The 21,680-nt window shown below is 74.3% G+C and carries 23 protein-coding genes; 17 read left to right on the plus strand and 6 right to left on the minus strand.

The features are described 5' to 3' along the window. Positions 1 to 35: 35 nt before the first annotated feature. Complete coding sequence (locus tag KPL57_RS41610) at positions 36 to 1,667, minus strand: AMP-binding protein (RefSeq protein ID WP_226355900.1); 1,632 nt, start codon at positions 1,665 to 1,667, stop codon at positions 36 to 38. 179 nt (positions 1,668 to 1,846) lie between these two features. Here KPL57_RS41610 and KPL57_RS41615 point away from each other — a divergent pair, with 179 nt between their 5' ends. The 3 genes from KPL57_RS41615 to KPL57_RS41625 all read left to right on the plus strand — a co-directional run bounded on the left by KPL57_RS41615 (position 1,847) and on the right by KPL57_RS41625 (position 4,094). Further along, complete coding sequence (locus KPL57_RS41615) at positions 1,847 to 2,533, plus strand: response regulator transcription factor (RefSeq protein ID WP_226355901.1); 687 nt, start codon at positions 1,847 to 1,849, stop codon at positions 2,531 to 2,533. 197 nt (positions 2,534 to 2,730) lie between these two features. Continuing rightward, the gene (locus KPL57_RS41620; protein WP_226355902.1) at positions 2,731 to 3,633 is read left to right on the plus strand and encodes an SDR family NAD(P)-dependent oxidoreductase; all 903 of its coding nucleotides are present in this window, start codon (positions 2,731 to 2,733) and stop codon (positions 3,631 to 3,633) included. After that, on the plus strand, positions 3,630 to 4,094 hold the full coding sequence (locus KPL57_RS41625; protein WP_226355903.1) for a MaoC family dehydratase: 465 nt from the start codon (positions 3,630 to 3,632) through the stop codon (positions 4,092 to 4,094). The genes KPL57_RS41620 and KPL57_RS41625 overlap by 4 nt, the downstream gene beginning before the upstream one ends. Before the next feature lie 56 nt (positions 4,095 to 4,150). Here the strand turns inward: KPL57_RS41625 and KPL57_RS41630 are convergent, their stop codons facing one another. Then, complete coding sequence (locus tag KPL57_RS41630; protein WP_255655850.1) at positions 4,151 to 5,545, minus strand: aminomethyl transferase family protein; 1,395 nt, start codon at positions 5,543 to 5,545, stop codon at positions 4,151 to 4,153. Between the two features lie 257 nt (positions 5,546 to 5,802). Between KPL57_RS41630 and KPL57_RS41635 the strand changes: the two genes are divergently transcribed. Genes KPL57_RS41635 through purU form a run of 4 tightly spaced genes read left to right on the plus strand, consistent with a single transcriptional unit; the run spans position 5,803 to position 8,791 of the window. Further along, on the plus strand, positions 5,803 to 6,156 hold the full coding sequence (locus tag KPL57_RS41635; protein ID WP_226355905.1) for a protocatechuate 3,4-dioxygenase: 354 nt from the start codon (positions 5,803 to 5,805) through the stop codon (positions 6,154 to 6,156). Next, a complete protein-coding gene (locus tag KPL57_RS41640) occupies positions 6,149 to 7,000 on the plus strand; it encodes a class III extradiol dioxygenase subunit beta (protein ID WP_226355906.1) in 852 nt (283 codons plus the stop codon). The genes KPL57_RS41635 and KPL57_RS41640 overlap by 8 nt, the downstream gene beginning before the upstream one ends. Beyond that, on the plus strand, positions 6,997 to 7,887 hold the full coding sequence (locus KPL57_RS41645) for a methylenetetrahydrofolate reductase (protein ID WP_308016733.1): 891 nt from the start codon (positions 6,997 to 6,999) through the stop codon (positions 7,885 to 7,887). Before KPL57_RS41640 ends, KPL57_RS41645 begins: the two co-directional genes overlap by 4 nt. A gap of 31 nt (positions 7,888 to 7,918) precedes the next feature. Continuing rightward, the gene (gene purU / locus KPL57_RS41650) at positions 7,919 to 8,791 is read left to right on the plus strand and encodes a formyltetrahydrofolate deformylase (RefSeq protein WP_226355907.1); all 873 of its coding nucleotides are present in this window, start codon (positions 7,919 to 7,921) and stop codon (positions 8,789 to 8,791) included. A gap of 27 nt (positions 8,792 to 8,818) precedes the next feature. Here purU and KPL57_RS41655 read toward each other — a convergent pair whose 3' ends face one another. From KPL57_RS41655 to KPL57_RS41670, 4 genes are read right to left on the minus strand one after another with little or no spacing between them, the layout of a single operon-like run. After that, complete coding sequence (locus tag KPL57_RS41655; RefSeq protein WP_062401312.1) at positions 8,819 to 9,094, minus strand: muconolactone Delta-isomerase family protein; 276 nt, start codon at positions 9,092 to 9,094, stop codon at positions 8,819 to 8,821. After that, a complete protein-coding gene (locus KPL57_RS41660; protein ID WP_226355908.1) occupies positions 9,094 to 9,798 on the minus strand; it encodes an alpha/beta fold hydrolase in 705 nt (234 codons plus the stop codon). The genes KPL57_RS41655 and KPL57_RS41660 overlap by 1 nt, the downstream gene beginning before the upstream one ends. After that, the gene (locus tag KPL57_RS41665) at positions 9,795 to 10,496 is read right to left on the minus strand and encodes a 4-carboxy-4-hydroxy-2-oxoadipate aldolase/oxaloacetate decarboxylase (protein WP_226355909.1); all 702 of its coding nucleotides are present in this window, start codon (positions 10,494 to 10,496) and stop codon (positions 9,795 to 9,797) included. The genes KPL57_RS41660 and KPL57_RS41665 overlap by 4 nt, the downstream gene beginning before the upstream one ends. Then, positions 10,493 to 11,221: a PIG-L deacetylase family protein gene (locus tag KPL57_RS41670; RefSeq protein ID WP_226355910.1), complete on the minus strand. Its 729-nt coding sequence runs from the start codon at positions 11,219 to 11,221 to the stop codon at positions 10,493 to 10,495. Before KPL57_RS41670 ends, KPL57_RS41665 begins: the two co-directional genes overlap by 4 nt. Before the next feature lie 178 nt (positions 11,222 to 11,399). Between KPL57_RS41670 and KPL57_RS41675 the strand changes: the two genes are divergently transcribed. From KPL57_RS41675 to KPL57_RS41720, 10 genes are all read left to right on the plus strand, one after another. Further along, the gene (locus tag KPL57_RS41675) at positions 11,400 to 11,993 is read left to right on the plus strand and encodes a UGSC family (seleno)protein (RefSeq protein WP_226355911.1); all 594 of its coding nucleotides are present in this window, start codon (positions 11,400 to 11,402) and stop codon (positions 11,991 to 11,993) included. Beyond that, entirely contained in the window at positions 11,990 to 13,033 is a 1,044-nt protein-coding gene (locus KPL57_RS41680; RefSeq protein WP_226355912.1) for a hypothetical protein, read from the plus strand. Before KPL57_RS41675 ends, KPL57_RS41680 begins: the two co-directional genes overlap by 4 nt. A gap of 5 nt (positions 13,034 to 13,038) precedes the next feature. After that, the gene (locus KPL57_RS41685) at positions 13,039 to 14,043 is read left to right on the plus strand and encodes an ABC transporter ATP-binding protein (RefSeq protein ID WP_226355913.1); all 1,005 of its coding nucleotides are present in this window, start codon (positions 13,039 to 13,041) and stop codon (positions 14,041 to 14,043) included. Next, entirely contained in the window at positions 14,040 to 15,017 is a 978-nt protein-coding gene (locus tag KPL57_RS41690) for an ABC transporter ATP-binding protein (RefSeq protein WP_226355914.1), read from the plus strand. The genes KPL57_RS41685 and KPL57_RS41690 overlap by 4 nt, the downstream gene beginning before the upstream one ends. Next, a complete protein-coding gene (locus KPL57_RS41695; protein ID WP_226355915.1) occupies positions 15,014 to 15,976 on the plus strand; it encodes an ABC transporter permease in 963 nt (320 codons plus the stop codon). The genes KPL57_RS41690 and KPL57_RS41695 overlap by 4 nt, the downstream gene beginning before the upstream one ends. After that, positions 15,973 to 16,962, plus strand: a complete 990-nt coding sequence (locus tag KPL57_RS41700; protein ID WP_226355916.1) for an ABC transporter permease — start codon at positions 15,973 to 15,975, stop codon at positions 16,960 to 16,962. Before KPL57_RS41695 ends, KPL57_RS41700 begins: the two co-directional genes overlap by 4 nt. An 11-nt stretch (positions 16,963 to 16,973) precedes the next feature. Next, positions 16,974 to 17,900, plus strand: a complete 927-nt coding sequence (locus KPL57_RS41705) for an SDR family NAD(P)-dependent oxidoreductase (RefSeq protein WP_226355917.1) — start codon at positions 16,974 to 16,976, stop codon at positions 17,898 to 17,900. Then, positions 17,897 to 19,483: an ABC transporter substrate-binding protein gene (locus KPL57_RS41710; RefSeq protein ID WP_226355918.1), complete on the plus strand. Its 1,587-nt coding sequence runs from the start codon at positions 17,897 to 17,899 to the stop codon at positions 19,481 to 19,483. The genes KPL57_RS41705 and KPL57_RS41710 overlap by 4 nt, the downstream gene beginning before the upstream one ends. Continuing rightward, the gene (gene trxB, locus KPL57_RS41715) at positions 19,480 to 20,430 is read left to right on the plus strand and encodes a thioredoxin-disulfide reductase (protein ID WP_226355919.1); all 951 of its coding nucleotides are present in this window, start codon (positions 19,480 to 19,482) and stop codon (positions 20,428 to 20,430) included. Before KPL57_RS41710 ends, trxB begins: the two co-directional genes overlap by 4 nt. Before the next feature lie 136 nt (positions 20,431 to 20,566). Then, positions 20,567 to 21,676: an NDMA-dependent alcohol dehydrogenase gene (locus tag KPL57_RS41720; RefSeq protein ID WP_226355920.1), complete on the plus strand. Its 1,110-nt coding sequence runs from the start codon at positions 20,567 to 20,569 to the stop codon at positions 21,674 to 21,676. Positions 21,677 to 21,680: the final 4 nt, after the last annotated feature.

The following is a 21,680-nucleotide window of genomic DNA, read 5'->3' on the forward strand; positions in this document are numbered from 1 at the left end:
ACCTTCTATCAGAGAACGGGCACGGCGAGGAAGTCTCACCCGGCGGACGGAACCGCCCCGGCCAGCTCCCTGGCCCGGGCGATCTCGATCTTGCCGGTCGGGGTGCGGGGCAGCTCGTCGACGACGACCACGGCGCGCGGCACCTTGTAGCCGGCCAGTACCGCGCGGACCCGCTCGCGCAGCCGTCCGGGCAGCTCCGGACCCGCGCCGGGGGAGGCGACGACCGCGGTCACCCGCTCACCCCACACCGGATCGGGGACCCCGACGACCACGCAGTCGGCCACCGCCGGGTCGGCGAGCAGCACGTCCTCGACCTCCTGCGGGTGCACCTTCTCGCCACCGGTGTTGATCACCCCGGCGCCGCGGCCGAGGAACCGGATGACACCGTCCGGGGTCAGCTCGGCCAGGTCGCCGGGCACTGCGTAGCGCACCCCGTCGACGAACCGGAACGTCGCAGCGGTGCGCTCGGCGTCGCCGTGGTAGCCCAGCGGCAGCGGGCCGCGGTAGGCGAGCACCCCGGTCCCGGGCTCGCCGGGGGCGAGCACCCGGCCGTCGTCGGCGATCAGCCGGGTGGCGGGCACCGGCCGGAACCGGGCCGGCAGGTCGTCGACCGAGCGGGTCACCGCGAACGCGAACGGGCCGCCCTCGCTGGCGGCGATCGCGTCGGTGACGGTCAGCGCGGTGCGTGCGTGCAGTGCCTCCTTGGTGCGGTCGCCGAGTGCGGTCCCCGAGCTCAGCACCACCCGCAGGGACGACAGGTCGTGCGGGCTGCCCGCCGACTCGGCCCGGACCAGCTCGTCGACCAGCGGGACGGCGACCGCGTTGCCCGCCACCACGATCGTCCCGACCCGCTCCGCGGCGACGGTCTCCCAGACGTGGCGCGGGTCGAGCCGGCCGGGCCGGGTGAGCACCGCCCGGCCGCCGACGAGCAGCGCACCGAGGGTGTTGAACAGCCCGGTGCCGTGCATCAGCGGCACCACCGGCAGCGTCACCGGTGAGCGGCCGCCGGTCCGGGCGGACACCGCGAGCTCCACGGCGTCGTCGAGGTCGGCGGGCGGGGCGTCGCGGCCGAGCGGCCCGAAGACCGCGACGGCGATGCTGTGCAGCAGGTCGACCTGCCGCCACACGACGCCCTTCGGCCGTCCGGTGGTGCCGCCGGTGTACATGAACAGCCGGTCCGTTCCCGGCCGCGGGACGTGCGGGCGGGGTGGGGTGGCGCGGCGGATCGTCGCCAGGTCGGCCGCGTCCGGACCGGGGTCGTCGGCGGGTGCGTCGCCGTCGCGGACCAGCAGCCGCAGCGAGGACAGGTGCGCCGCGGCGTGCGCGACGTTCGGGGCGAGCGGTCCGCTGAACACGATCGCGGCGGCGCCCGCGTCGTCGAGCAGGGAGGTCAGCTCGGCCGCGGTGTAGCGGTAGTTGGCGTTCACCGGGACCGCGCCGAGCTTGAACGCCGCGAACACCGTCTCCAGGTACGCCGAGCCGTTGTACAGGTAGCAGGCGACCGTGTCCCCGGCCCGGACGCCCGCCGACTCCAGCGCGGTCGCCAGCCGCGACGCGCGGTCGTCGAACTCGGCGAAGGTCCAGCGTGCCCCGGGCTCGCACACGGCCGTCGCATCCGGGAGCCGGGCGGCGACGGCCTCCCACACGGTGCCGAAGGCGACGTCCATGCACCGACCGTAGGAACCCGGCCACCCGGCGGGCGATCGGCCGATGACCGTCACCGGGGTGGTCGTCCGGCCGCGGCGGACCGAGACGGATGACGTAGTTCGGGGGACCTCGCGGATCCTGCTGCCATGCTGGAACCCCCGGGCGCCGGAGCCCGGACGGCCGAGCGGAGGCGCTGCGAGTGGACGCACCGACCGAGTCACCGACGACGACCACCCCGGTCAAGGTCCTCGTCGCCGACGACCACGCCGTCGTCCGGCGCGGGATCCGGGCCTACCTGGAGTCCCTCGACGACGTCGAGGTCGTCGGTGAGGCGGGGGACGGGCAGGAGGTGCTGGACCGGCTCGGTGCGATGGCCGTGCACCGGGAGCTGCCCGACGTCGTCCTGATCGACCTGCTGATGCCCCGCCTCGACGGCGCCGCGACGACGGCGCTGGTGGCCGAGCGATTCCCGGGGGTGCGGGTCGTCGTGCTGACCAGCTTCGGCGAGATGGAGCGGGTGCACACCGCGCTCGGCAACGGGGCGTCGGGCTACCTGCTCAAGAGCGCCGAGCCGGGCGAGGTGATCGCCGCGATCCGGGCCGCCGCCCGCGGCGACGTGTTCCTCGACCCGAGCGTCGCCCGGCAGCTGACCAAGGAGATGATCTCGCCGCCGAGCGGGCTCGGCGCGCTGACCCACCGCGAGCGGGACGTGCTGGTCCTCGTCGCCCGGGGCCGGTCCAACCAGGAGATCGCCGACCAGCTGGTGATCAGCGAGCGGACCGCGCGCACCCACGTCAGCAACGTCCTGCGCAAGCTGCAGCTCACCTCCCGCACCCAGGCGGCGCTGGTCGCCGTCCGGCAGGGGCTCGTCCCGCCGCAGGGCTGACCGGGCGGCCACGACGGATGACGTAGGGCGGCCGGGACGGCAGACCGCCGCCGTCGCCCCGCGCGGCCCCTAGCGTCGGACGCCGGGGCGGACCACGCCCGCGGTCGGAGGAGCGCCCGCCGGGCGCCGGTGCCGGGTGCCCGCACGTCGGCTCCCGCGCCGGACGCCCGCACGGCGGGGCAGGCGAGGAGGTACGGATGCTCGACGGCAGGGTCGCCGTGGTGACGGGAGCGGGCCGGGGGCTGGGCCGGGCGTACGCCCGGGCGATGGCGGCGTCGGGCGCCGCGGTGGTGGTGAACGACCTCGACGCCGGCGTCGCGCAGGAGACGGTCGCGCTGATCACCGACGCCGGTGGGCGCGCGGTCGCCGAGCCCGGCGCGGTCGGGACGGCGGAGGTCGCCGACGCGCTGGTCGAACGCGCCGTGGGCGAGTTCGGGCGGCTCGACGCGATGGTGACCAACGCCGGGGCGCTGCGGGACCGGACGCTGCGCAGGACGACCGACGAGGACTTCGACCTCGTCGTCGGCAGCCATCTGCGCGGCACCTTCACCTGCGGCCGGGCGGCGGCCGCCCGGTTCCGCGAGCAGGGCGACGGCGGCCGGCTGATCCTGGTCGGGTCACCCGCCGGGCAGCGGGCCAGCTTCGGCCAGAGCGCGTACTCGGCGTCGAAGGGGGCGATCGTCGCGATGATGCGGACCTGGGCGGTGGAGCACGCGAAGATCGGCGTCACCGCCAACGCGGTCCTGCCGACCGCGCTGACCAGGATGGTCGCGACCATCCCCGGGCTCGGCGAGCTGGTCGAGGCCGTCGACCGGGGCGAGCCGGTGCCGCCGGAGGTGCGGCGCACCGGGCTGGGCACACCGGACGACGCGGCACCGGTCGTCGTGTGGCTGGCGTCGGCGGCGTCCGCGCACGTGACCGGTCAGGCGATCGCCGCGGGCGGCGACCGGATCGCGCTGTGGACCCACCCGGAGGAGGTCGCCGAGCGGTGGCGCGACGGCGGCTGGAGCCCCGAGGCGGTGGCCGCGGAGTTCGCGGACGCGCCGCTGCAGGACTTCACCCAGGCGCTGCCCGCCGCGGCCACCGGCGGTACCCGGTGAGCGCCCCGACGGTCGCGACCGGCGTCGACGGCGTCCGGGCGCTGCCGCGCGGCGAGGTGCTCGGCGAGAGCGGCCCGGTCACGGTGACCCAGCACGACGTCGACCTGTTCGCGCAGGCCACCGGCGACCACCAGTGGATCCACGTCGACCCGCAGCGGGCCGCCGGGACACCGTTCGGCGGCACGATCGCGCACGGCTACCTGACGTTGTCGCTGGTGCCGCGGCTGCTGCCGGACATCCTGCGGCTGGACGGCTTCTCGATGGTCGTGAACTACGGCTGCGAGAAGGTGCGGTTCCCGTCGCCGGTGCCGACCGGGTCGACGCTGCGGGCGACCGCGGTCCTCGACGACGTCACCGAGGTGACCGGGGGCCTGCAGGTCACGATCACGATGACGATGACCGTCGAGGGCGCCGCCAAACCCGCCTGCGTGGTCACCTTCCTGACCCGGCACCTGGCGTGAGAACGGGGCGGGCGCGCCGCCGGCGCGCCCGCCCCGTGACCGGGACCGGGACCGGATCAGGAGGTCGCGGTCCGCCAGCCGGGCCGGTAGTCCTCGCGCGCCATCTCGCTGTACGGGGCGGGGCTGACGACCGCGCGCACCGCGAACTGCTGGTGCGGCTCGACGGTGGTCTTGCGGGTCCCGCCGTCCGGCTCGCCCCAGACGACCCGCACCTCGGCGCCGAGCGGGACGCCCGGGTCCACCGTGGCCAGCGACAGCGCCTTGCGCTCGTTCGCGCTGTACCCGGTGAACATCGACAGGCCGACCACGTTGTCGTCGGCGTCGACCACCGCGTCGAAGTTGGACGACCCGAAGTTCGCGTTGGGCAGGTCGAAGAACTGGTACTCCGGCCCGTCCGAGACGGGGGAGGCGAGCAGCGTCGCGACGTCCTCGGCGTTCCAGGCGAGGGTGACCTTGCGGCGCTCGGCCGCCGGGTCGATCCGCTCCAGCGCGGAACGGCCGACGAAGTCGTGGTCGAACTTCACGAAGCCGCCGTAGCCCAGCTCCCACGGGTTCGTGTAGTAGTCCTCGACGTCGGCGGACACGAAGCTGCCGGCGACCGCGTTGTTCGCCTCGTAGGAGTCGGCGCCCAGCCACTCCCGGTAGGCCTTCAGCTCGTCGCCGGTGTAGATCGCGGGCAGCGGCGACGGGATCCAGCCGGACTCCAGGGTGTTGCAGGAGTAGGCGCGCGCCCCGGCCGGTTCGATCCCGAACTCGCGGCCCGCCTCGAGGATCGTCTCGCGCACGGCGCCGTAGCTCTCGTACGGTCCCCAGATCTCCAGCCCGGGCGCGCCGGCCATGCCGTGCCGCAGCGTCCGGACCGCCACCCCGCCGACGTTCATGTGCCCCATCCGGAAGAACTTCACCTTCTCCAGCGGGCCGCCGTTGACCTTCTCGATGACCTCCCAGGCGCGCGGGCCCTGGATCTGGAACCGCCAGACGTCGCGGGTCACCTCGCGGCCGTACGGGCGGGACGGGGAGCGCTCGTCGCGGCGGATGTCGACGTCGTAGCCCTGGCCCTGGAAGGTCAGCCAGTTCGCCACCGGTGCGCGGCCGACGAAGACGAACCGGTCCTCGGCGAGCCGGAACAGGATGCCGTCGCCGATCACCCCGCCGCCCGGCGCGACCGGCACGAACTGCTTCGCGGAGTCCACCGGGAAGTTCGCGGTGCTGTTGATCCCGGTGTCGGTGAACAGCTGCAGCGCACCCGACCCGGACACCCACAGGTTGACCATGTGGTGGGTCTGGTCGAACAGCACCGCGGTGCGCTGCCAGGCGCGCACCTCGCGCCGGAAGTTGCTGAACTCGGAGGGGACGACCGGGTAGATGTAGGCGCCGAGCTGGGCGTTGCGCAGCAGGTCGACGGTATCGCCGGCCCGGTCCAGCACGTCCTGCAGGTTCTTCGCGCTCATGGTGCTCCAGTCCTCGACGACGATCGGACCCACGCTAGGAACGCCGGGCTCGGTCACGGCAGCGCGGAACGACGGCAGCGGCCCTGCCACGGCGGCCGTATCGGGTGCGACGGATGACGTAGCGACCCGCCGCTACGTCATCCGTCGCGGGCCGGACGGGGCGCGGCGGCCGCGACCGGTCGGGACATCCGGGCGATGGCCGTGGCCCGCCCGGCTCCTAGCGTCGGTGCCGAGAGCCGACCGCGGGGGGAACCAGCATGACCGGCAGGAGTGCCCCACGGGGGACCTACGTCTTCGACGGTCCGGCCGGGCGCCTCGGGCGGCCGCTGAACCGGATGCTGCAGTCGCTGTGCACCGAGGAGGCGCGGACGGACTTCCGCGCCGACGAGGCCGCGTACTGCCTGCGGTTCGCGCTGTCGGCGGAGCAGACCACGGCCGTCCTGGAACGCGACTGGCAGGCGATGCTCGACCTCGGCGGCAGCATCTTCTACGTCTACAAGCTGGCCATGATGGACGGACGTTCGATGCAGTACCTGGGCGGTGTGTTCACCGGCATGACCGAGGCGGAGTTCACGGCCGCGATGGCGGCGGGGGGACGGACCGATGTCTGAGGTCATCTGGGGCCTGGGGACCTCGCACGTGCCGTCGATCGGCGCCGCGATGGACCGTGACCTGACGGCCGACCCGCGGTGGGCGCCGCTGTTCGACGGCTACGCCCCGGCCCGGGCGTGGCTGGCCCAGCGGACCCCGGACGTCGCGATCCTGGTCTACAACGACCACGCCAACGGCGTCGACCTGGACATCGTGCCGACCTTCGCGATCGGGACGGCCGAGCGGTACCGGGTCGCCGACGAGGGGTACGGCCGGCGCGCGGTGCCGGACGTCACCGGGGACCCGGACCTGTCGTTCCACCTGCTGGAGCACCTGGTCGACGACGGGTTCGACCTCACCGTGTTCTCCGAGCTGGACGTCGACCACGGCTTCACCGTGCCGCTGTCGGTGTGGACGCCCGACCCCGGCGACGCCTGGCCCTGCCCGGTCGTCCCGATCATGGTCAACGTCATCCGCTACCCGCAGCCGACCGCGGCCCGCTGCTACGCGCTCGGGCAGGCGATCGGGCGCGCCCTGGCCTCCTACGACGGCGCACGCACCGTCGGCATCCTCGGCACCGGCGGGATGTCGCACCAGCTGGCCGGCACGCGGGCCGGGTTCGTCAACCCCGGCTTCGACCACATGTTCCTGGAGGCGATCGCGGACGACCCGCAGCGGCTCACCGCCCTGCACCGCGACGAGTACATCCGGCTCGCCGGGTCCGAGGGCATCGAGCTGATCATGTGGCTGGTCATGCGCGGGGCGATGAACGAGCGCGTCCGCACGGTGCACACCGCCTACCACGTCCCGGCGTCGAACACCGCCGCCGGGCTCGCCCTGCTGGACAACCGGAGCACCCCGTGACGTCGTTGCTCGATCCTCCCGACCGGGGCACCGGGCCCCGGCGCACCGACCGGCGGGCCGTGCTCGCCCGGGTGCTGCGCGAGGCCACCTACGAGGTCCTGCCGTTCCCGAGCGCCGCGGACAAGGTGCTCGCGCACGTGCCCACCGGCACCGGGCTGAGCGTGACGACGACCGAGGCGAAGGGCCTCGGACCGACCGTCGACCTCGCCGTCCGGCTGACCGGGCACGGCTACCGCGTCGCGCCGCACCTCGCGGCCCGGCTCGTCCGGGACCGGGCGCACCTCACCGACCTGGCCGACCGGCTCACCGGCGCGGGTGTCCGCACGCTGTTCGTCGTCGGCGGCGACGCCGCGGAGCCCGCGGGGCGCTACCCGGACTCCCTCGCCCTGCTCACCGACCTGCACGAGGTCGCGGGCGGCCGGTTCGACCACATCGGGATCGGCGGCTACCCGGAGGGGCACGGCGGCATCGCCGACGAGCTGATCGAGGGCGCGCTCACCGCGAAGGCGCCGTACGCCACGCAGATCGTCACCCAGCTGTGCTTCGACCCGTCCGCCACCGTGCGCTGGGCCCGCCGGATCGCCGCCGCCGGGGTGCGGCTGCCGGTCCGGGTCGGGGTCCCGGGGGCGGTCAGCAGGCAGAAGCTGATCCGGGTCTCCGCCGGGCTGGGGCTCGGTCAGTCGGCCCGCTTCCTGCGCAAGCAGCAGGGGATGGTCCGGCGGTTCTTCACCCCCGGCGGCTACCGGCCGGACCGGGTGCTCGACGGCATCGCCCCGGCGCTGGCCGCGGGGGACACCGGACTGGCCGGGATCCACGTGTTCACCTTCAACGACCTCGAGAGCACCGAGACGTGGCGACGTCGGCTGCTCGAGCGCCTCGGCCGATGACGGCGCCGCCGACCGGGCCGCGGGTCGCGTCGTGACCGGCTCGGCGCGGGGACCACGCGCGGTCCTGCTGCTCAGCTGCCCGGACGCCCCCGGCATCGTGCACGCCGTGACCGGCCTGCTCGCCGACGAGGGCTGCACCGTCGTGGAGAGCCACCAGTTCGGTAGCGCCACCACCGGCACCTTCTACCTGCGGGTCGAGTTCGCCCGGGTGGACGGCGACCGTCCCGACCTGGACCGGCTCGGTGCCGGTGTCGCGACGCTCGCCGCGCCCTTCGGGATGACCTGGAGCCTCGCCGACACCGGGCACCGCCCGCGCACCGTGATCATGGTCAGCCGGTTCGCGCACTGCCTCAACGACCTGCTGTTCCGGAACTCGACCGGTGAGCTGGCGCTCGACGTCGTCGCGGTGGTGTCGAACCATCCCGACCTCGGGCCGCTGGCCGAGGGGTTCGGGGTGCCGTTCCGGCACATCCCGGTCACCCGGGAGACCAAGCCGGCCGCCGAGGCGGAGCTGCTCGACCTGGTCCACGACCAGGGCGTCGAGCTGGTCGTGCTGGCCCGCTACATGCAGATCCTGTCCGACGACGCGTGCACGGCCCTGCGGGGGCGGGCGATCAACATCCACCACTCGATGCTGCCCAGCTTCAAGGGGGCGCGGCCCTACCACCAGGCGCACGAGCGCGGGGTGAAGTTCATCGGGGCCACCGCGCACTACGTGACCGCGGACCTCGACGAGGGCCCGATCATCGAGCAGGAGCTGCTGCGCGTCGACCACTCGCTGAGCCCCGAGCAACTCGCCGCCCGTGGCCGGGAGGCCGAGCGGCTCGCCCTGGCCCGGGCGGTGCGGTGGCACAGCGAGCACCGGATCGCGGTGTCGGGCAACCGCACCGTCGTCTTCCCCTGACCCCCGTCCTCCTCCGGGCCTGCGGGGTCAGCGCTCCTGCGGGTGCGTGGCCAGCGCCTCGACGGTCACGTCCATCCACGGGAACATCGGCAGCGACGCCAGCGCGTCGTGCAGCGCCGCGGGGTCCTCGGCCTCGTACAGCCCGACGGTCGCGTTCCGCCCGGGGACCCGCCACAGCCGCTTGAGGATCCCGGCCTCGCGCAGCTCGACGGCGCGGGCACGCTCGCCGGCCCTCAGCTCGTCGCGGGTGGCGGCCGGGGTGTCGACCGGGAGCCGGTTCTCGGTGCGGACCAGGAACTCCATCAGCGGGTCTCCTCGAGCAGCAGCGTGGTGAGCTCGCCGGGCGCGGTCACCATCGCCTCGTGGCCGGTGGCGATGCCGTGCACCGGCCAGCCGCGTCCGGCGGCCCGCCCGGCGTGCTCCCGGAAGACCCGCATCCAGTCGGTGCACTCGACGAACGTCGCGGGCACGTCGTCGCCCTTCCCGGTCAGCCGCAGCGGCTCGGTGTAGGTGAGCCACGGGTGCGGGGTGAGCCGCGGGGTGAGCCAGTCCAGGTCGGCCTGCTCGGTGACGCCGAGCCGCTCCAGCGGGCGGACCGGGACCAGCCAGCCGAACCCGGGCCCGGCCACCGACTCCCGGTAGTGCCCGGCGACGGTCGGGGGGAGCAGGTCGATCGCGGCGTCGCCGTCGTCGCCGACGAAGGCGTCGAGGTACACCCGGCGGGCCACCCGGTCCGGGACACGGTCGGCGACCCCGGTCACGACCTGGCCCGCGTAGCTGTGCCCGACCAGCACGACGTCGCGGGCGTCGTGGGCCTCCAGCAGCGCGACGACGTCCTGGACGTGAGTGGACAGCCCCACCTGCGGGGTGAGCAGGTGGGCCCGGTCGCTGAGGCCGGTGAGCGTGGGGGTGTGCACGTCGTGGCCGGCGGCGCGCAGCCCGGGGACCACCCGTTGCCACGCCCATCCGCCGTGCCAGGCTCCGTGCAGCAGGACGACGGTGCTCATGTCCGGTCTCCCTCGGGGTCGTCGAGGTAGCGCACGCCCAGCCGTTCCAGGGTGGGGCGCAGGTCGTAGTGGTCCAGGCCGAGGACGCCGTCGGCGAACCGGCGGCGTTTGTCCTCCTCGTCCGCGGCGCGGGTGGTGGCGGCCGCGGCGACGGCGGCCGCCTCGGCGCGGGGAACGCAGAGCACGCCGTCGTCGTCGGCGACCACCGCGTCGCCGGGGTCGATCCGCTGCCCGGCGACGACGACCGGCACGTTCACCGAGCCGGGTACGGCCTTCGCGGTGCCCTGCGCGTGCACGGCCCGCGACCAGGCGGGGAAGCCCATCGCGGCCAGCTCGGCGACGTCGCGGACGCCGGCGTCGCTGACCAGCCCGAGCACCCCGCGGTACCGCAGCTGGGTCGCGAACAGCTCGCCGAACATGCCGTCGGTGGAGCGCGAGGTGGTGGCGACGACGAGCACGTCGCCCGGCCCGCACTGCTCGATGCAGGCGTGGATCATGAGGTTGTCGCCGGGGTGCGACAGCACGGTGACCGCGCGGCCCGCGATCCGCGCCCCGCGCTGGACCGGCCGGATCTCCGGGGCGAGCAGGCCGCGGCGACCGTGCGCCTCGTGCACCGTCGCGACGCCGTGCCGGGCCAGCTCGGCCAGCACGCCGGGATCCGGGCCGCGCCGGGTCCGGACGATCACGTGCCCGCTCACCGCAGCACGTCCCCGACGACCGGGAAGACCCGCTGGTAGGCCTCGGCCTGCACGATCGACCGGTCACCGCCGTTGCGGACGGCCTGCACGCCGCGGCGCAGCCCGAGGTCGGTGTAGTACTGCACCAGGTGCGACTGCGCGCCCATGCACTCCATGGCCTTGCGCTTGCGTTCGAACACCGGGGTGATGTCGAGCAGCAGGTTCGGCACGAAGCCGCACTGCTCGGGCTGGTGCGGTTCGAACTGCAGCACCTGCGGCGCACCGATCGGCGGCGTGGAGGGATCGTGCCCGGCGGCCTGCGCGACCTGGCGGGCCAGCAGGGTCGCCTCGTGGGCGGCGTCGTGGTCGCGGTTGTACGGGTCGTGGGCGACGTGGGTGAGCAGCACCTCCGGCGCCGCGTCCCGCATCTCCGCGACGATCCGCGTCAGCGCGTCGTCGTCGATCCGCAGGGGATAGTCGCCGAGGTCGAGGAAGGTGACGCTCGCGCCGAGCGCGGCGGCGGCGGCCTCCGCCTCGTCGCGCCGGGCGGCCTTCGCGGCGTCGACGGTCATCCCGGGCCGTCGCCACAGGCCGGGGGACTCGCCGCGCTCGCCGTAGCTCAGGCAGACGATGCGCACGTCGTGGCCGCGCTCGGCGTAGAGCGCGAGTGCCCCGCCCGCCCGCCACACGAAGTCCCCGGAGTGCGCGCTGATCACCTGGACGGAAGGTCGGTCGTGCGACGTCATGGGCTCCGACGGTAGGCAGCGCCGCGGGACGGGGGTAACGCGCGAACGACCCGTGGCCGCTACGTCATCCGTCGCGCGGCGGGCAGCACCCTTTTACCTGGTGGAAGGTGGTCTGGCGGGTCCGGTGACGGGCTTCCTAGCGTGCCGGTGACCCTCAGTTCCGACGACGGGACCCGCCATGTTCGAGACCATGATCGATCCGACCGGGGCAGCCGATCCGGTCGCCCCGGCGGGCGCGGCGCTCGCTCCGCGCCCGGCGGACCTGGCGGGGCTGCGGCTCGGCTTGCTGCTCAACACCAAGCGCAACGCGGCGGAGCTGCTCGACGCCGTCGCGGAGCGGTGCGCACGGCAGCACGGCACGGTGCCCGCCGCCCGGCACGTCAAGCCGCACATCAACGACCCGGTCGCACCGGAGGTCCTCGCCGACCTGGTCGAGCGGTGCGACGTGGTGCTGGTCGGGGTCGGCGACTGCGGGTCGTGCAGCGCGTCCGCCGTCACCGACGGCATCGCGCTCGAGGCGGCCGGGGTCCCGGCCGCCGTGCTGGTCAGCGAGGCCTTCCGGACGACCGCGGACGCGATGGCCGGGCTGCGCGGCAGCCCCGGCTACGACTACGCGGTCGTGCCGCACCCGGTCGCCTCGCTGGACGTCGCCGGCATCGCGGCCCGGGCCGGCGAGGTGCTGCCCGGGCTGGTCCGGCTGCTGCGCGCGCCGGTGGGACCGGCCGGCCCGCCCGGGAACGGCGCGGACCACCCCGGGGCGGGTGCCCGGTGAGCGCCGCGACCTCCGTCGATCCGGTGGACATCGCCCGGGCCGCGGTCGAGCACGCCTACGACCAGGGCTGGACCGACGGGCTGCCGGTCGTCCCGGTGACCGCGGCGACCCGCGACGAGTTCCTCGCGGCGACCCCGCGCGATCCGGGCGAGGTGGTCGCGCACGCCGGGAGCCTGGGCCGGGAGTGCACCGTCGAGCGGGTCGCGGTGAACGCCGCGATGGCCGGCTGCCGACCGGAGTACCTGCCCGTCGTGCTGGCCGCGTGGGACGCGCTGATGGCCCAGCGGGTCGTCACCGGCGGCGGCTGGCAGAGCACCAGCGGCCCGGCCCCGCTGATCGTGGTGAACGGCGACGTCCGGGCCGAGCTGGGGATCAACTCGGCGGGCGGCTCGGTGGGGCCCGGCTTCCGGGCGAACGCGACGATCGCCCGCGCGATCGGGCTGACCGTGCGCAACGTGCTCGGCATCCGCCCGCACGAGCTGGACCAGGCCACCCAGGGGCTGCCCGGCCGGTTCGCGGTGTGCGTGGGGGAGAACGAGGAGGAGAGCCCCTGGGAGCCGCTCTCGGTGGAGCTCGGCGCCGCGCCCGGCGCCGGGTCGGTCTCGGCGATGCTGATCCGGACCTGCGAGTTCGTCGACAACCGGGACTCCACCGACCCGGAGGACCTGCTCCGCGACATCGCGGACACGGTGGCCCGGACCGGCACGGTGGTCGGCGGACGGTCGTCGGCGGGCCTGCTGCTCGGCGTCGAGCACGCCACGCTGCTGGCCGACGGCGGGTTCGGCAAGGCCGACGTCGCCGCCTGGATCAGCGAGCACGCCGTGCGGACCGCCGCCGACCTGCGGGCCGCCGGGAAGGGCCGCGCGGCCGGGGACGCCCCGGACGACGCCCCGTTCCCGATGGTGCCGGAGCCGGAGCACCTGCCGATCGTGGTCACCGGCGCCCGCAACGCCGGGATGTCGCTGGTGGTGCGGCCGTTCGGTTTCGGCGGGTGGTCGCGCACCACGCACCCGGTGCACGTCGGCGGGGCCGCGGCGTGAACCCGGTGCTGGACGTGCGGGACCTGCGTGTCGAGTTCCCGACGGCGGCCGGTGCGCTCGGGGTGGTCGACGGCGTCTCGTTCGACGTCGGGCCGGGCGAGACGGTCGCGCTGGTCGGGGAGTCCGGATCGGGCAAGAGCGTCAGCTCGCTGGCGGTGCTCGGGCTGCTCGGCAGGGGCCGGATCGCGGGCGGGTCGGTGTCGTTCCGGGGCGAGGAGATCGCCGGAGCCGGCTCCGAGCGGTTGCGCCGGCTGCGCGGCGCCGAGATCGCGATGGTGTTCCAGAACCCGATGAGCGCGCTGGACCCGCTGTTCAGCGTCGGTGACCAGGTCGTCGAGGCGATCCGGGTGCACCGGCCGGTCGGCCGGGCGCAGGCCCGGGAGCGCGCCGTCGAGCTGCTCCGCGAGGTGGGGCTGCCGGACCCGGAGCGCCGGATGCGGTCCTACCCGCACGAGCTGTCGGGCGGTCAGCAACAGCGGGTCGGGGTGGCGATGGCGCTGGCCTGCGACCCGGAGCTGCTGATCGCCGACGAGCCGACGACCGCGCTGGACGTGACCGTCGAGGCGCAGATCCTGGCCCTGATGCGACGGCTGCAACGCGAGCACGGCGCGGCACTGCTGCTCATCACGCACGACATGTCGGTGGTGGCCCGGATGGCCGACCGGGTGGTGGTGATGTACGCGGGCCAGGTCGTCGAGCGGGGCACCGTCGCCGAGGTGCTGAGCACGCCCACCCATCCCTACACCCGGGCGCTGATCGGCTCCGTCCCGACCGTCCACACCGGACGGGACGAGCTGCTGACGGTGATCCCGGGGAGCGTGCCGAACCCGGCCGACGTGCCGGACGGCTGCCGGTTCCATCCGCGCTGCCCGCAGGCGGTGCAGCGGTGCCGCACCGAGGTGCCACCGGTGGTCCGGACGGGGGAGGGCCGGATCAGCCGGTGCTGGCTGGCCGGGGACGCCGACCGGATCGGGTGCGGTCCCGCGGGCACCACGGCGGGTGCCCGGTGAACGGGCCGGCGCTGTTCGAGGCCCACGACCTGGTCAAGCACTTCCGGAGCCGGCGCGGGGTCGTGCAGGCCGTCAACGGCGTGTCGCTGAGCATCCCGCGCGGTCGCACGGTCGGCCTGGTCGGCGAGTCGGGTTCGGGCAAGTCCACGGTGGCCCGGCTCGCGCTGCGGCTGCTCGAACCGACCTCGGGGACGCTGTCGTTCGACGGCGACGATCTCGGCGCCGCCTCGGGCGCGGCGCTGCGCCGGCTGCGTCGCCGGATGCAGATCGTCTTCCAGGACCCGAACGGCTCGCTGAACCCCCGGATGACCGTCCTGCAGGCGGTCGGGGAGCCGCTCGTGGTGCACCGGATGGCCCGTGGGGCCGCGCTCGCCGACCGGGTCGTCGAGCTGCTCGAACGGGTCGGGCTGGGTGCCCGCGACCTGAACCGGTACGCCCACCAGTTCTCCGGCGGTCAGGCCCAGCGGATCGGGATCGCCCGCGCGCTCGCCACCGACCCGGACCTCATCGTGTGCGACGAGGCGGTCTCCGCGCTGGACGTCTCGGTGCAGGCCCAGGTGCTCAACCTGCTCCGCGGCCTGCAGGCCGAGCGCGGGCTGTCCTACCTGTTCATCGCCCACGACCTGAACGTCGTCCGCTACATGTCCGACGAGGTCTGCGTGATGTACCTCGGCGAGATCGTGGAACGCGGGGACGGCGACGCGGTGCTGCGGGACCCGCAGCACCCCTACACCCGGATGCTCGTGTCCGCCGTGCCGGACCTGGCCACCGCCGGACCGGCCCAGGAGGTCACGCCGGTCGGCGAGGTGCCCAGCCCGATCGACCCGCCGCCGGGGTGCCGGTTCCACACCCGCTGCCCGCAGGCCGAGGCCGGCTGCCGCGAGGAACGGCCCGCGCTGCGCAGGGTCGTCGCCGACCGCGACGTCGCCTGCCTGCTGGCCGGGGCACGGACGTCCGGGGCGGTGCGACCGTGACCCGCTACGTCCTGCGCAGGCTCGCCTACGGCGGTGTGGTGATGGCGCTGGTGACCGCCCTGGTGTTCGTGCTCGTGCGGCTGGTCCCCGGCGACGCGGTGACGATGCAGCTCGCCGAGTCCGGCGCGAGCCCGGAGCAGGTCGCGGCGCTGCGCGCCGAGTTCGGCCTCGACGTGCCGGTCTGGACGCAGCTGGGGAACTGGCTCGCCGGTGTCGCACGCGGCGATCTCGGCCGGTCGTTCTACGGCGGCGGCGCACCGGTGACCGGGCTGTTCCTGGAACGGGTGCCGGTCACCGTCTCACTCGGCCTGCTGGCGATGCTGTTCGCGACCGTCGCCGGCATCACCCTGGGTGTGCTGGCCGCGGTCACCCGCGGCTCCGCGCTGGACGCCGCCGTGCGGAGCTTCGCGGTCGCGTTCCTGTCGGTGCCCAACTTCGTCGTCGCGCTGCTGGCGCTGACCGCGTGCGCGGTCTGGCTCAACTGGTCGCCACCGCTGGCCTACCGGCCGCTGACCGAGGACCCGGTGAACTGGATCCAGCAGATGGCGATCCCGGTGATCGCGCTGGGCACCGCCGGGATGGCGGGGACCGCGCGGATGGCGCGGTCGTCGTTGCTGGAGTCGCTGGGGTCGGACTACGTGCGCACGGTCCGTGCGAAGGGCGCGCGGGAGCGCACCGTCGTCGGCAAGCACGCCGCCCGGAACTCCACCATCGCGGTGCTCACGCTGCTCGGCCTGGAGCTGGCGACGGTGCTCGGTGGCACCGTGATCCTGGAGCAGATGTTCGGGATCCCGGGGACCGGGCAGCTCATCTACTCCGCGGTGCTGGAGCGCGACTACCCGGTGGTCGTCGCCTGCACGATCTTCTACGCGGGGCTGTTCGTGGTGACGATCATCGTGATCGACCTGCTCTACGCGCTGGTCGACCCGCGGATCCGGACCGGAAGGGCACTCTCGTGAGCGCGCCGGCCACCCCCGCGCGGCTGCGCGCCGTCCCCGGCGCCGTCGCCCGGTTCGTCCGCGCCCAGCCCCTCGGCGGGATCGCGCTGACGGTACTGACGCTGTTCGTGCTGGCCGGGCTGCTGGCCCCGCTGGTGGCGCCGTACGACCCGCTGGAACAGTTCCGCCGCGACATCCTCGACGGCCCGTCCGCCCGGTTCCTGCTCGGCACCGACGACCTCGGCCGGGACGTGCTGAGCCGTTCGCTGCACGGCGCACGGACCTCGTTGCTGATCGGGGTGGTGACCACCGCGGTCAGCCTGGTTCTGGGCACCACGATCGGGGTGGTCTCCGGCTACGCGGGCCGGGGCGTCGACATCGTCCTGCAACGGGTGATGGACGCCGTCCAGGCGATCCCCGGCATCGTGCTGCTGCTGTTCATCGCGGTGATCCTCGGGCCCTCGGTGCGCAACACGATCATCGCGCTGACCGTGGTGATCACACCGTCGTTCAACCGGATCGCCCGCGGCGAGACGCTGCGGGTGCGCGAGGAGCGCTACGTCGAGGCGGCCCGGGCCACCGGTGCCGGGACCGGCCGGATCCTGCTCCGGCACGTCCTGCCGAACATCGTCGCCCCGGTGTTCACCCTGGCCAGCCTGATCTTCGCCGGGGTCGTCATCGCCGAGTCGGCGCTGAGCTTCCTCGGCATCGGCGCGCCGCCGCCGACCCCGTCCTGGGGGCTGATGCTCTCCGAGGGCGTCCGGTACGTGGAGCGCGCGCCGTGGCTGATCGTCGTGCCCGCGGTGCTGCTCTCGCTGGCCGTCTTCAGCCTCAACCTGCTCGGCGACGCGCTGCGCGACCACCTGGACCCGCGCCTGCAGCACGCCACCTTCGCCGAGTCCCGGCGGTGGTGGCGGCCCCGCCCGCCGGCCCGCCTCGCCCCCGGCCTCGCCCGGGCGGCGGAGGAGCTCGACGCCACCGATCCCACCGACCGACGACCCGACTAGGAGCGTGCACAGTGGACATCTCACTCGACGGGAAGGTGGCCCTGGTCACCGGAGCCGGTCCGAACATCGGCGGCGGGATCGGCCTGGCGCTCGCGCGCTACGGCGCGACCGTGGCCTGCAACGACATCGACCCGGACGCGGCGGCCGCCGCCGTCGAGCGGATCGAGCGCAACGGTGGCCGGGCCATCGCGGTCCCCGGTGACGTCACCGACGAGGACCAGGTGGCGGGCTACGTCGAACGGGTCGTCGGCGAGCTGGGCGGGATCGACATCCTGGTCAACAACGCCGCCCTGCTCGGCGGCAAGGGGGTGCTCGACGAGAGCGCCGAGTTCTTCGACCGCGCCGTGCGGGTCGCCGGGCTGGGCAGCTTCCTCAACACCCGGGCGGTCGGACGGCACATGGCCGAGCGCGGCACCCGTGGCTCGATCGTGCTGGTCTCGTCGTCGAACGGCTGGTCCGGCTCGGCCGGGGTGATCGCCTACGCCTTCCACAAGGGCGGGGTGAACAACTTCGTGCGGGCCGCGGCGATGGACCTCGCCCCCTACGGGATCCGGGTCAACTCCTTCACCCCGACCGCGCCGACCCCGGACAACCCGGCGCTGACCGGACCGGACGGGAAGTCGGTCATGGACCGGCCGCGGAACGGGATCGGCGGCGGCACCGGCGACGAGCCGTGGCGGCGGCCCGCCCGCTGGAGCGGCGACCGGGTGCCCATGGTGCCGATGGGCACCACCGGCACCCCGACCGACATCGGGCACTGCGTCGCCTGGATGTGCTCCGACCAGGCCCGGCTGATCACCGGCCAGGACTTCGTCGTCGACGGCGGGGCCCGGGCGAAGAACTTCGCCTACGTCCCGGCGGCGGCCGCCGACCTCGCCGGCCCGGTGCCGCTGGTCGGGCTGGACGTGACCGGCGAGCTCGACCGGGAGACGGTGTGAGACGGGGTCGCGCCGCGGCGCTGCTGCTGGCCGCAGCGCTCGTGCTGTCGTCGTGCGGGGCCGGTGGCGGTGGCGGCAGCGACGAGCCGGTCGGGGACCCGCGTCCCGGCGGCTCGCTGGTGTGGCAGCTGCCGGCCGAGGTGTCCACCGACCTGAACCCGCTCGAGAGCTCCGACCCGAGCGCCACCGGGCTGATCTCCGGCTCGGTCTACGGGAAGCTGCTCGACTGGCGCACCGGACCCGACGTCACGGAGATGGAGCTGGAGGGCGACCTGGCCGAGTCGTGGGAGGTCTCCGAGGACGGTCTGACCTACACCTTCCGCCTGCGCCGGGACGTCACCTGGCACGACGTCGAGCCGGTGAACGGCCGGCCCTTCGTCGCCGACGACGTCGTCGCGACGATCACCGCGATGAAGGAGCGCGGCCTGCAGGCCTACATGCTCGAGGCGGTGCGGACCGTGCAGGCGCCGGACGAGCACACCGTCGTCCTGACCCTGGACCGGCCCTTCGCCCCGCTGCTGGAGTACGTGGCCTACCACACCTTCCTGATCGTTCCCCGGGAAGGGATCGAGGGGCGCTACGACCTGGACACGGTGGCGATCGGCACCGGGCCGTTCCTGCTCGCCGAGCACACCCCGGACGTCGAGTGGGTGCTCCGGCGCAATCCCGACTACCACGTCCCCGACCGTCCGTACCTCGACGAGGTCCGGCGACCGGTCATCAACGACACGGCGGCGACCACCGCGGCCCTGCGGAGCGGCCGCCTCGACGTCGGCACCACCAGCGACGTCACCGTGGCCGACGAGTTCCGCGACGGCGACCACACCGTGGTCGAGACACCGGGCGCGCCGGTGAGCTTCTACCTCAACCCGCGCGTGGAGCCGTTCGACGACGTGCGGGTGCGCCGCGCGGTGTCCCTCGCGATCGACTGGGAGGGGATGGGGGAGACCATCCGCGGCTCGTTCAACCTCACCTCCATCCTGCGTCCCGACATCTCCGACGCCGCGCTGTCCGAGGACGAGGTACGCGAGATCCGCCCGTTCGACCCCGAGCAGGCCCGCCGGCTCCTCGCCGAGGCGGGCGTCCCGGACGGCTTCGCGACCACGCTGCTCGTCCAGCGGGTCGACGACGAGGACGTCCGCGAGGCCCAGTGGATGCAGGCCGACCTGGCCGAGGTCGGGATCGACGTCACGATCGAGACCGTCGACCCCGGGACCGGGATCGAACGCCGGCGCACCCACGAGTTCGCCATGACGAAGGCACTCCGGACCGTGCACCTGCCCGACCAGACCTGGCGCGACTTCATGCCGGGCTACATCGAGAACTACGCGCTCGTCGACGACCGGGAGCTGGTCGAGGGCTACGCCCGGACCCGGACCACCACCGACGACGCCGAGCGGCGCGAGCTGCACCGCGCCATGCAGAGGCGGATGGAGACCGAGATCGTGCAGGGCCTGTTCCCGATCCAGAAGTTCGACTACACGATCTTCTCCTCGCGGACCCAGGACCTGTTCCCGGTGCCGATCCACCAGGGCCGCCGGCTCGCCGACGTGTGGCTCAGCGACCAGCCGGCGTCGCCGTGAACGACCCGGTACACGATCTCGTCGTCGTCGGGTCCGGCCCGGCCGGGTACACCGCGGCGGTCTACGCCGCCCGGGCCCGGCTGGCCCCGCTGGTGTTCGAGGGTTCCAGCCACGGCGGCGCCCTGATGACCACCACCGACGTGGAGAACTACCCCGGCTTCCCCGACGGCGTCGACGGGCCCGGCCTGATGGGACGGATGCGGGCGCAGGCCGAGCGGTTCGGCGCCGACCTGCGGCCCCGCGACGTCGGGGAGATCCGGCTGGACGGCCCGGTCACGGAGATCGTGACCGACGGGGAGGTGCACCGGGCCCGTGCGGTGGTGCTCGCGATGGGCGCCGCGCCGCGCTACCTCGGCGTGCCGGGGGAGCAGGAGCTGCTCGGACGCGGGGTCTCGTCCTGCGCGACCTGCGACGGGTTCTTCTTCCGGGACCGGGACGTCGCCGTCGTCGGTGGCGGGGACTCCGCGATGGAGGAGGCGCAGTTCCTCACCCGGTTCGCCCGCAGCGTCACGGTCGTGCACCGCCGGGACACCTTCCGGGCGTCGCGGATCATGCTGGAGCGGGCACGGGCGAACCCGGCGATCCGCTGGGCGACCCGTCGCGAGGTCGTCGCGGTGACCGGCGACGGCGCGGTCGGTGGGCTGCGCCTGCGCGACGTCCGGGACGGCTCCGAGTCCGGGCTGGACGTCGCCGGGGTGTTCGTCGCGATCGGCCACGACCCGCGCAGCGGGCTGGTCGCCGACCGGCTCGACCTGGACCCCGACGGCTACGTCCGCACGCTCGACGGGACCACCCGGACCGCCGTCGACGGGGTCTTCGCCTGCGGCGACCTGGTGGACCGGCACTACCGGCAGGCGGTCACCGCCGCCGGGTCGGGCTGCGCCGCGGCGATCGACGCCGAGCGTTGGCTGGCCGGGGCTCGTGTGGACCGTCCTTCCACGACGTGAAAGCGCCCTCCCGGCACCCGCCGGGAGGGCGGCATCGTGAGGTCACGAGCCGGTGACCCGGCCCACATCCCCTTCCGGGCCGGGCCCCGGACCTCCGCCGAGGCGGCCGTATCCGTTCCCATACAGAGGAGCCGACATGGGTATGACGACCCGAGCCGCGATCTGCCGCGAACCGGGGACGCCGTGGGAGACCACCGACGTCGAGCTGGACGACCCGCGCGCCAACGAGGTCCGCATCCGGTTCCACGCGGCGGGGCTCTGCCACTCCGACGACCACATCCAGAAGGGCGACGCCCGGATGCGGATGCCCGTCGTCGGCGGGCACGAGGGTGCCGGGGTGGTCGAGGCGGTCGGTCCCGGTGTCACCCGGGTGCAGGTCGGGGACCACGTCGTGTGCTCCTTCATCCCGGCCTGCGGCTCCTGCCGGTACTGCTCCACCGGCCGGCAGAACCTGTGCGACGCCGGGAAGAACGCCGCCACCGGTGAGTTCCCGGACGGGACGTTCCGGTTCCACCTCGACGGCGAGGACCTCGGCGGACTCTGCGTGCTCGGCACGTTCTCCCAGTACGCGGTGGTCTCCGAGTTCTCCTGCATCCCGATCGCCGACGACATCCCGTTCGACGTCGCCTCCCTGGTCGGCTGCGGCGTCCCGACCGGCTGGGGCTCGGCGGTGCACGCCGCCGGGGTCCGTGCCGGGCAGACGGTCGTCGTCTACGGCTGCGGCGGGGTCGGCGCGAACGCGGTGCAGGGGGCCCGGCTCGCCGGTGCCCGCACCGTGGTGGTCGTCGACCCGGTGCCGTTCAAGCGGGACATGGCGAAGGTGTTCGGTGCCACCCACACCTTCGCCGACGCCGAGGAGGCCCATCGGTTCGTCGTCGAGACCACCTGGGGCGAGCTCGCCGACCACGCGATCATCACCGTCGGCGTGCTGCACGACGAGGTGATCGGCCGCGCGCTGGCGATCATCGGGAAGTCCGGCCAGGTCACCGTCACCGCGGTCGGCAACGGCTCGGTCCGGGCGCCGTCCGGGATGCTGATCGGCTACCAGCGCCGGGTGCAGGGCGCGATCTTCGGCGCCTGCAACCCGCTGCACGACGTGCCCCGGCTGCTCGACCTGTACCGCTCCGGCGATCTGAAGCTGGACGAGCTGATCACCAGGCGGTACCGCCTGGAGGAGGTCAACCAGGGCTACGCGGACATGGCGGACGGCCGGAACGTCCGCGGCGTGATCGTCCACGAGCACTGAGGCG

The sequence above is a fragment of the Pseudonocardia sp. ICBG601 genome (assembly GCF_020496245.1).

Coding starts and splice junctions, on each gene's coding strand:
- KPL57_RS41610 (WP_226355900.1), bottom strand. CDS start 1,667: ATGGACGTCGCCTTCGGCACCGTGTGGGAGGCCGTCGCCGCCCGGCTC.
- KPL57_RS41620 (WP_226355902.1), top strand. CDS start 2,731: ATGCTCGACGGCAGGGTCGCCGTGGTGACGGGAGCGGGCCGGGGGCTG.
- KPL57_RS41630 (WP_255655850.1), bottom strand. CDS start 5,545: ATGAGCGCGAAGAACCTGCAGGACGTGCTGGACCGGGCCGGCGATACC.
- KPL57_RS41635 (WP_226355905.1), top strand. CDS start 5,803: ATGACCGGCAGGAGTGCCCCACGGGGGACCTACGTCTTCGACGGTCCG.
- KPL57_RS41640 (WP_226355906.1), top strand. CDS start 6,149: ATGTCTGAGGTCATCTGGGGCCTGGGGACCTCGCACGTGCCGTCGATC.
- KPL57_RS41655 (WP_062401312.1), bottom strand. CDS start 9,094: ATGGAGTTCCTGGTCCGCACCGAGAACCGGCTCCCGGTCGACACCCCG.
- KPL57_RS41660 (WP_226355908.1), bottom strand. CDS start 9,798: ATGAGCACCGTCGTCCTGCTGCACGGAGCCTGGCACGGCGGATGGGCG.
- KPL57_RS41670 (WP_226355910.1), bottom strand. CDS start 11,221: ATGACGTCGCACGACCGACCTTCCGTCCAGGTGATCAGCGCGCACTCC.
- KPL57_RS41675 (WP_226355911.1), top strand. CDS start 11,400: ATGTTCGAGACCATGATCGATCCGACCGGGGCAGCCGATCCGGTCGCC.
- KPL57_RS41720 (WP_226355920.1), top strand. CDS start 20,567: ATGGGTATGACGACCCGAGCCGCGATCTGCCGCGAACCGGGGACGCCG.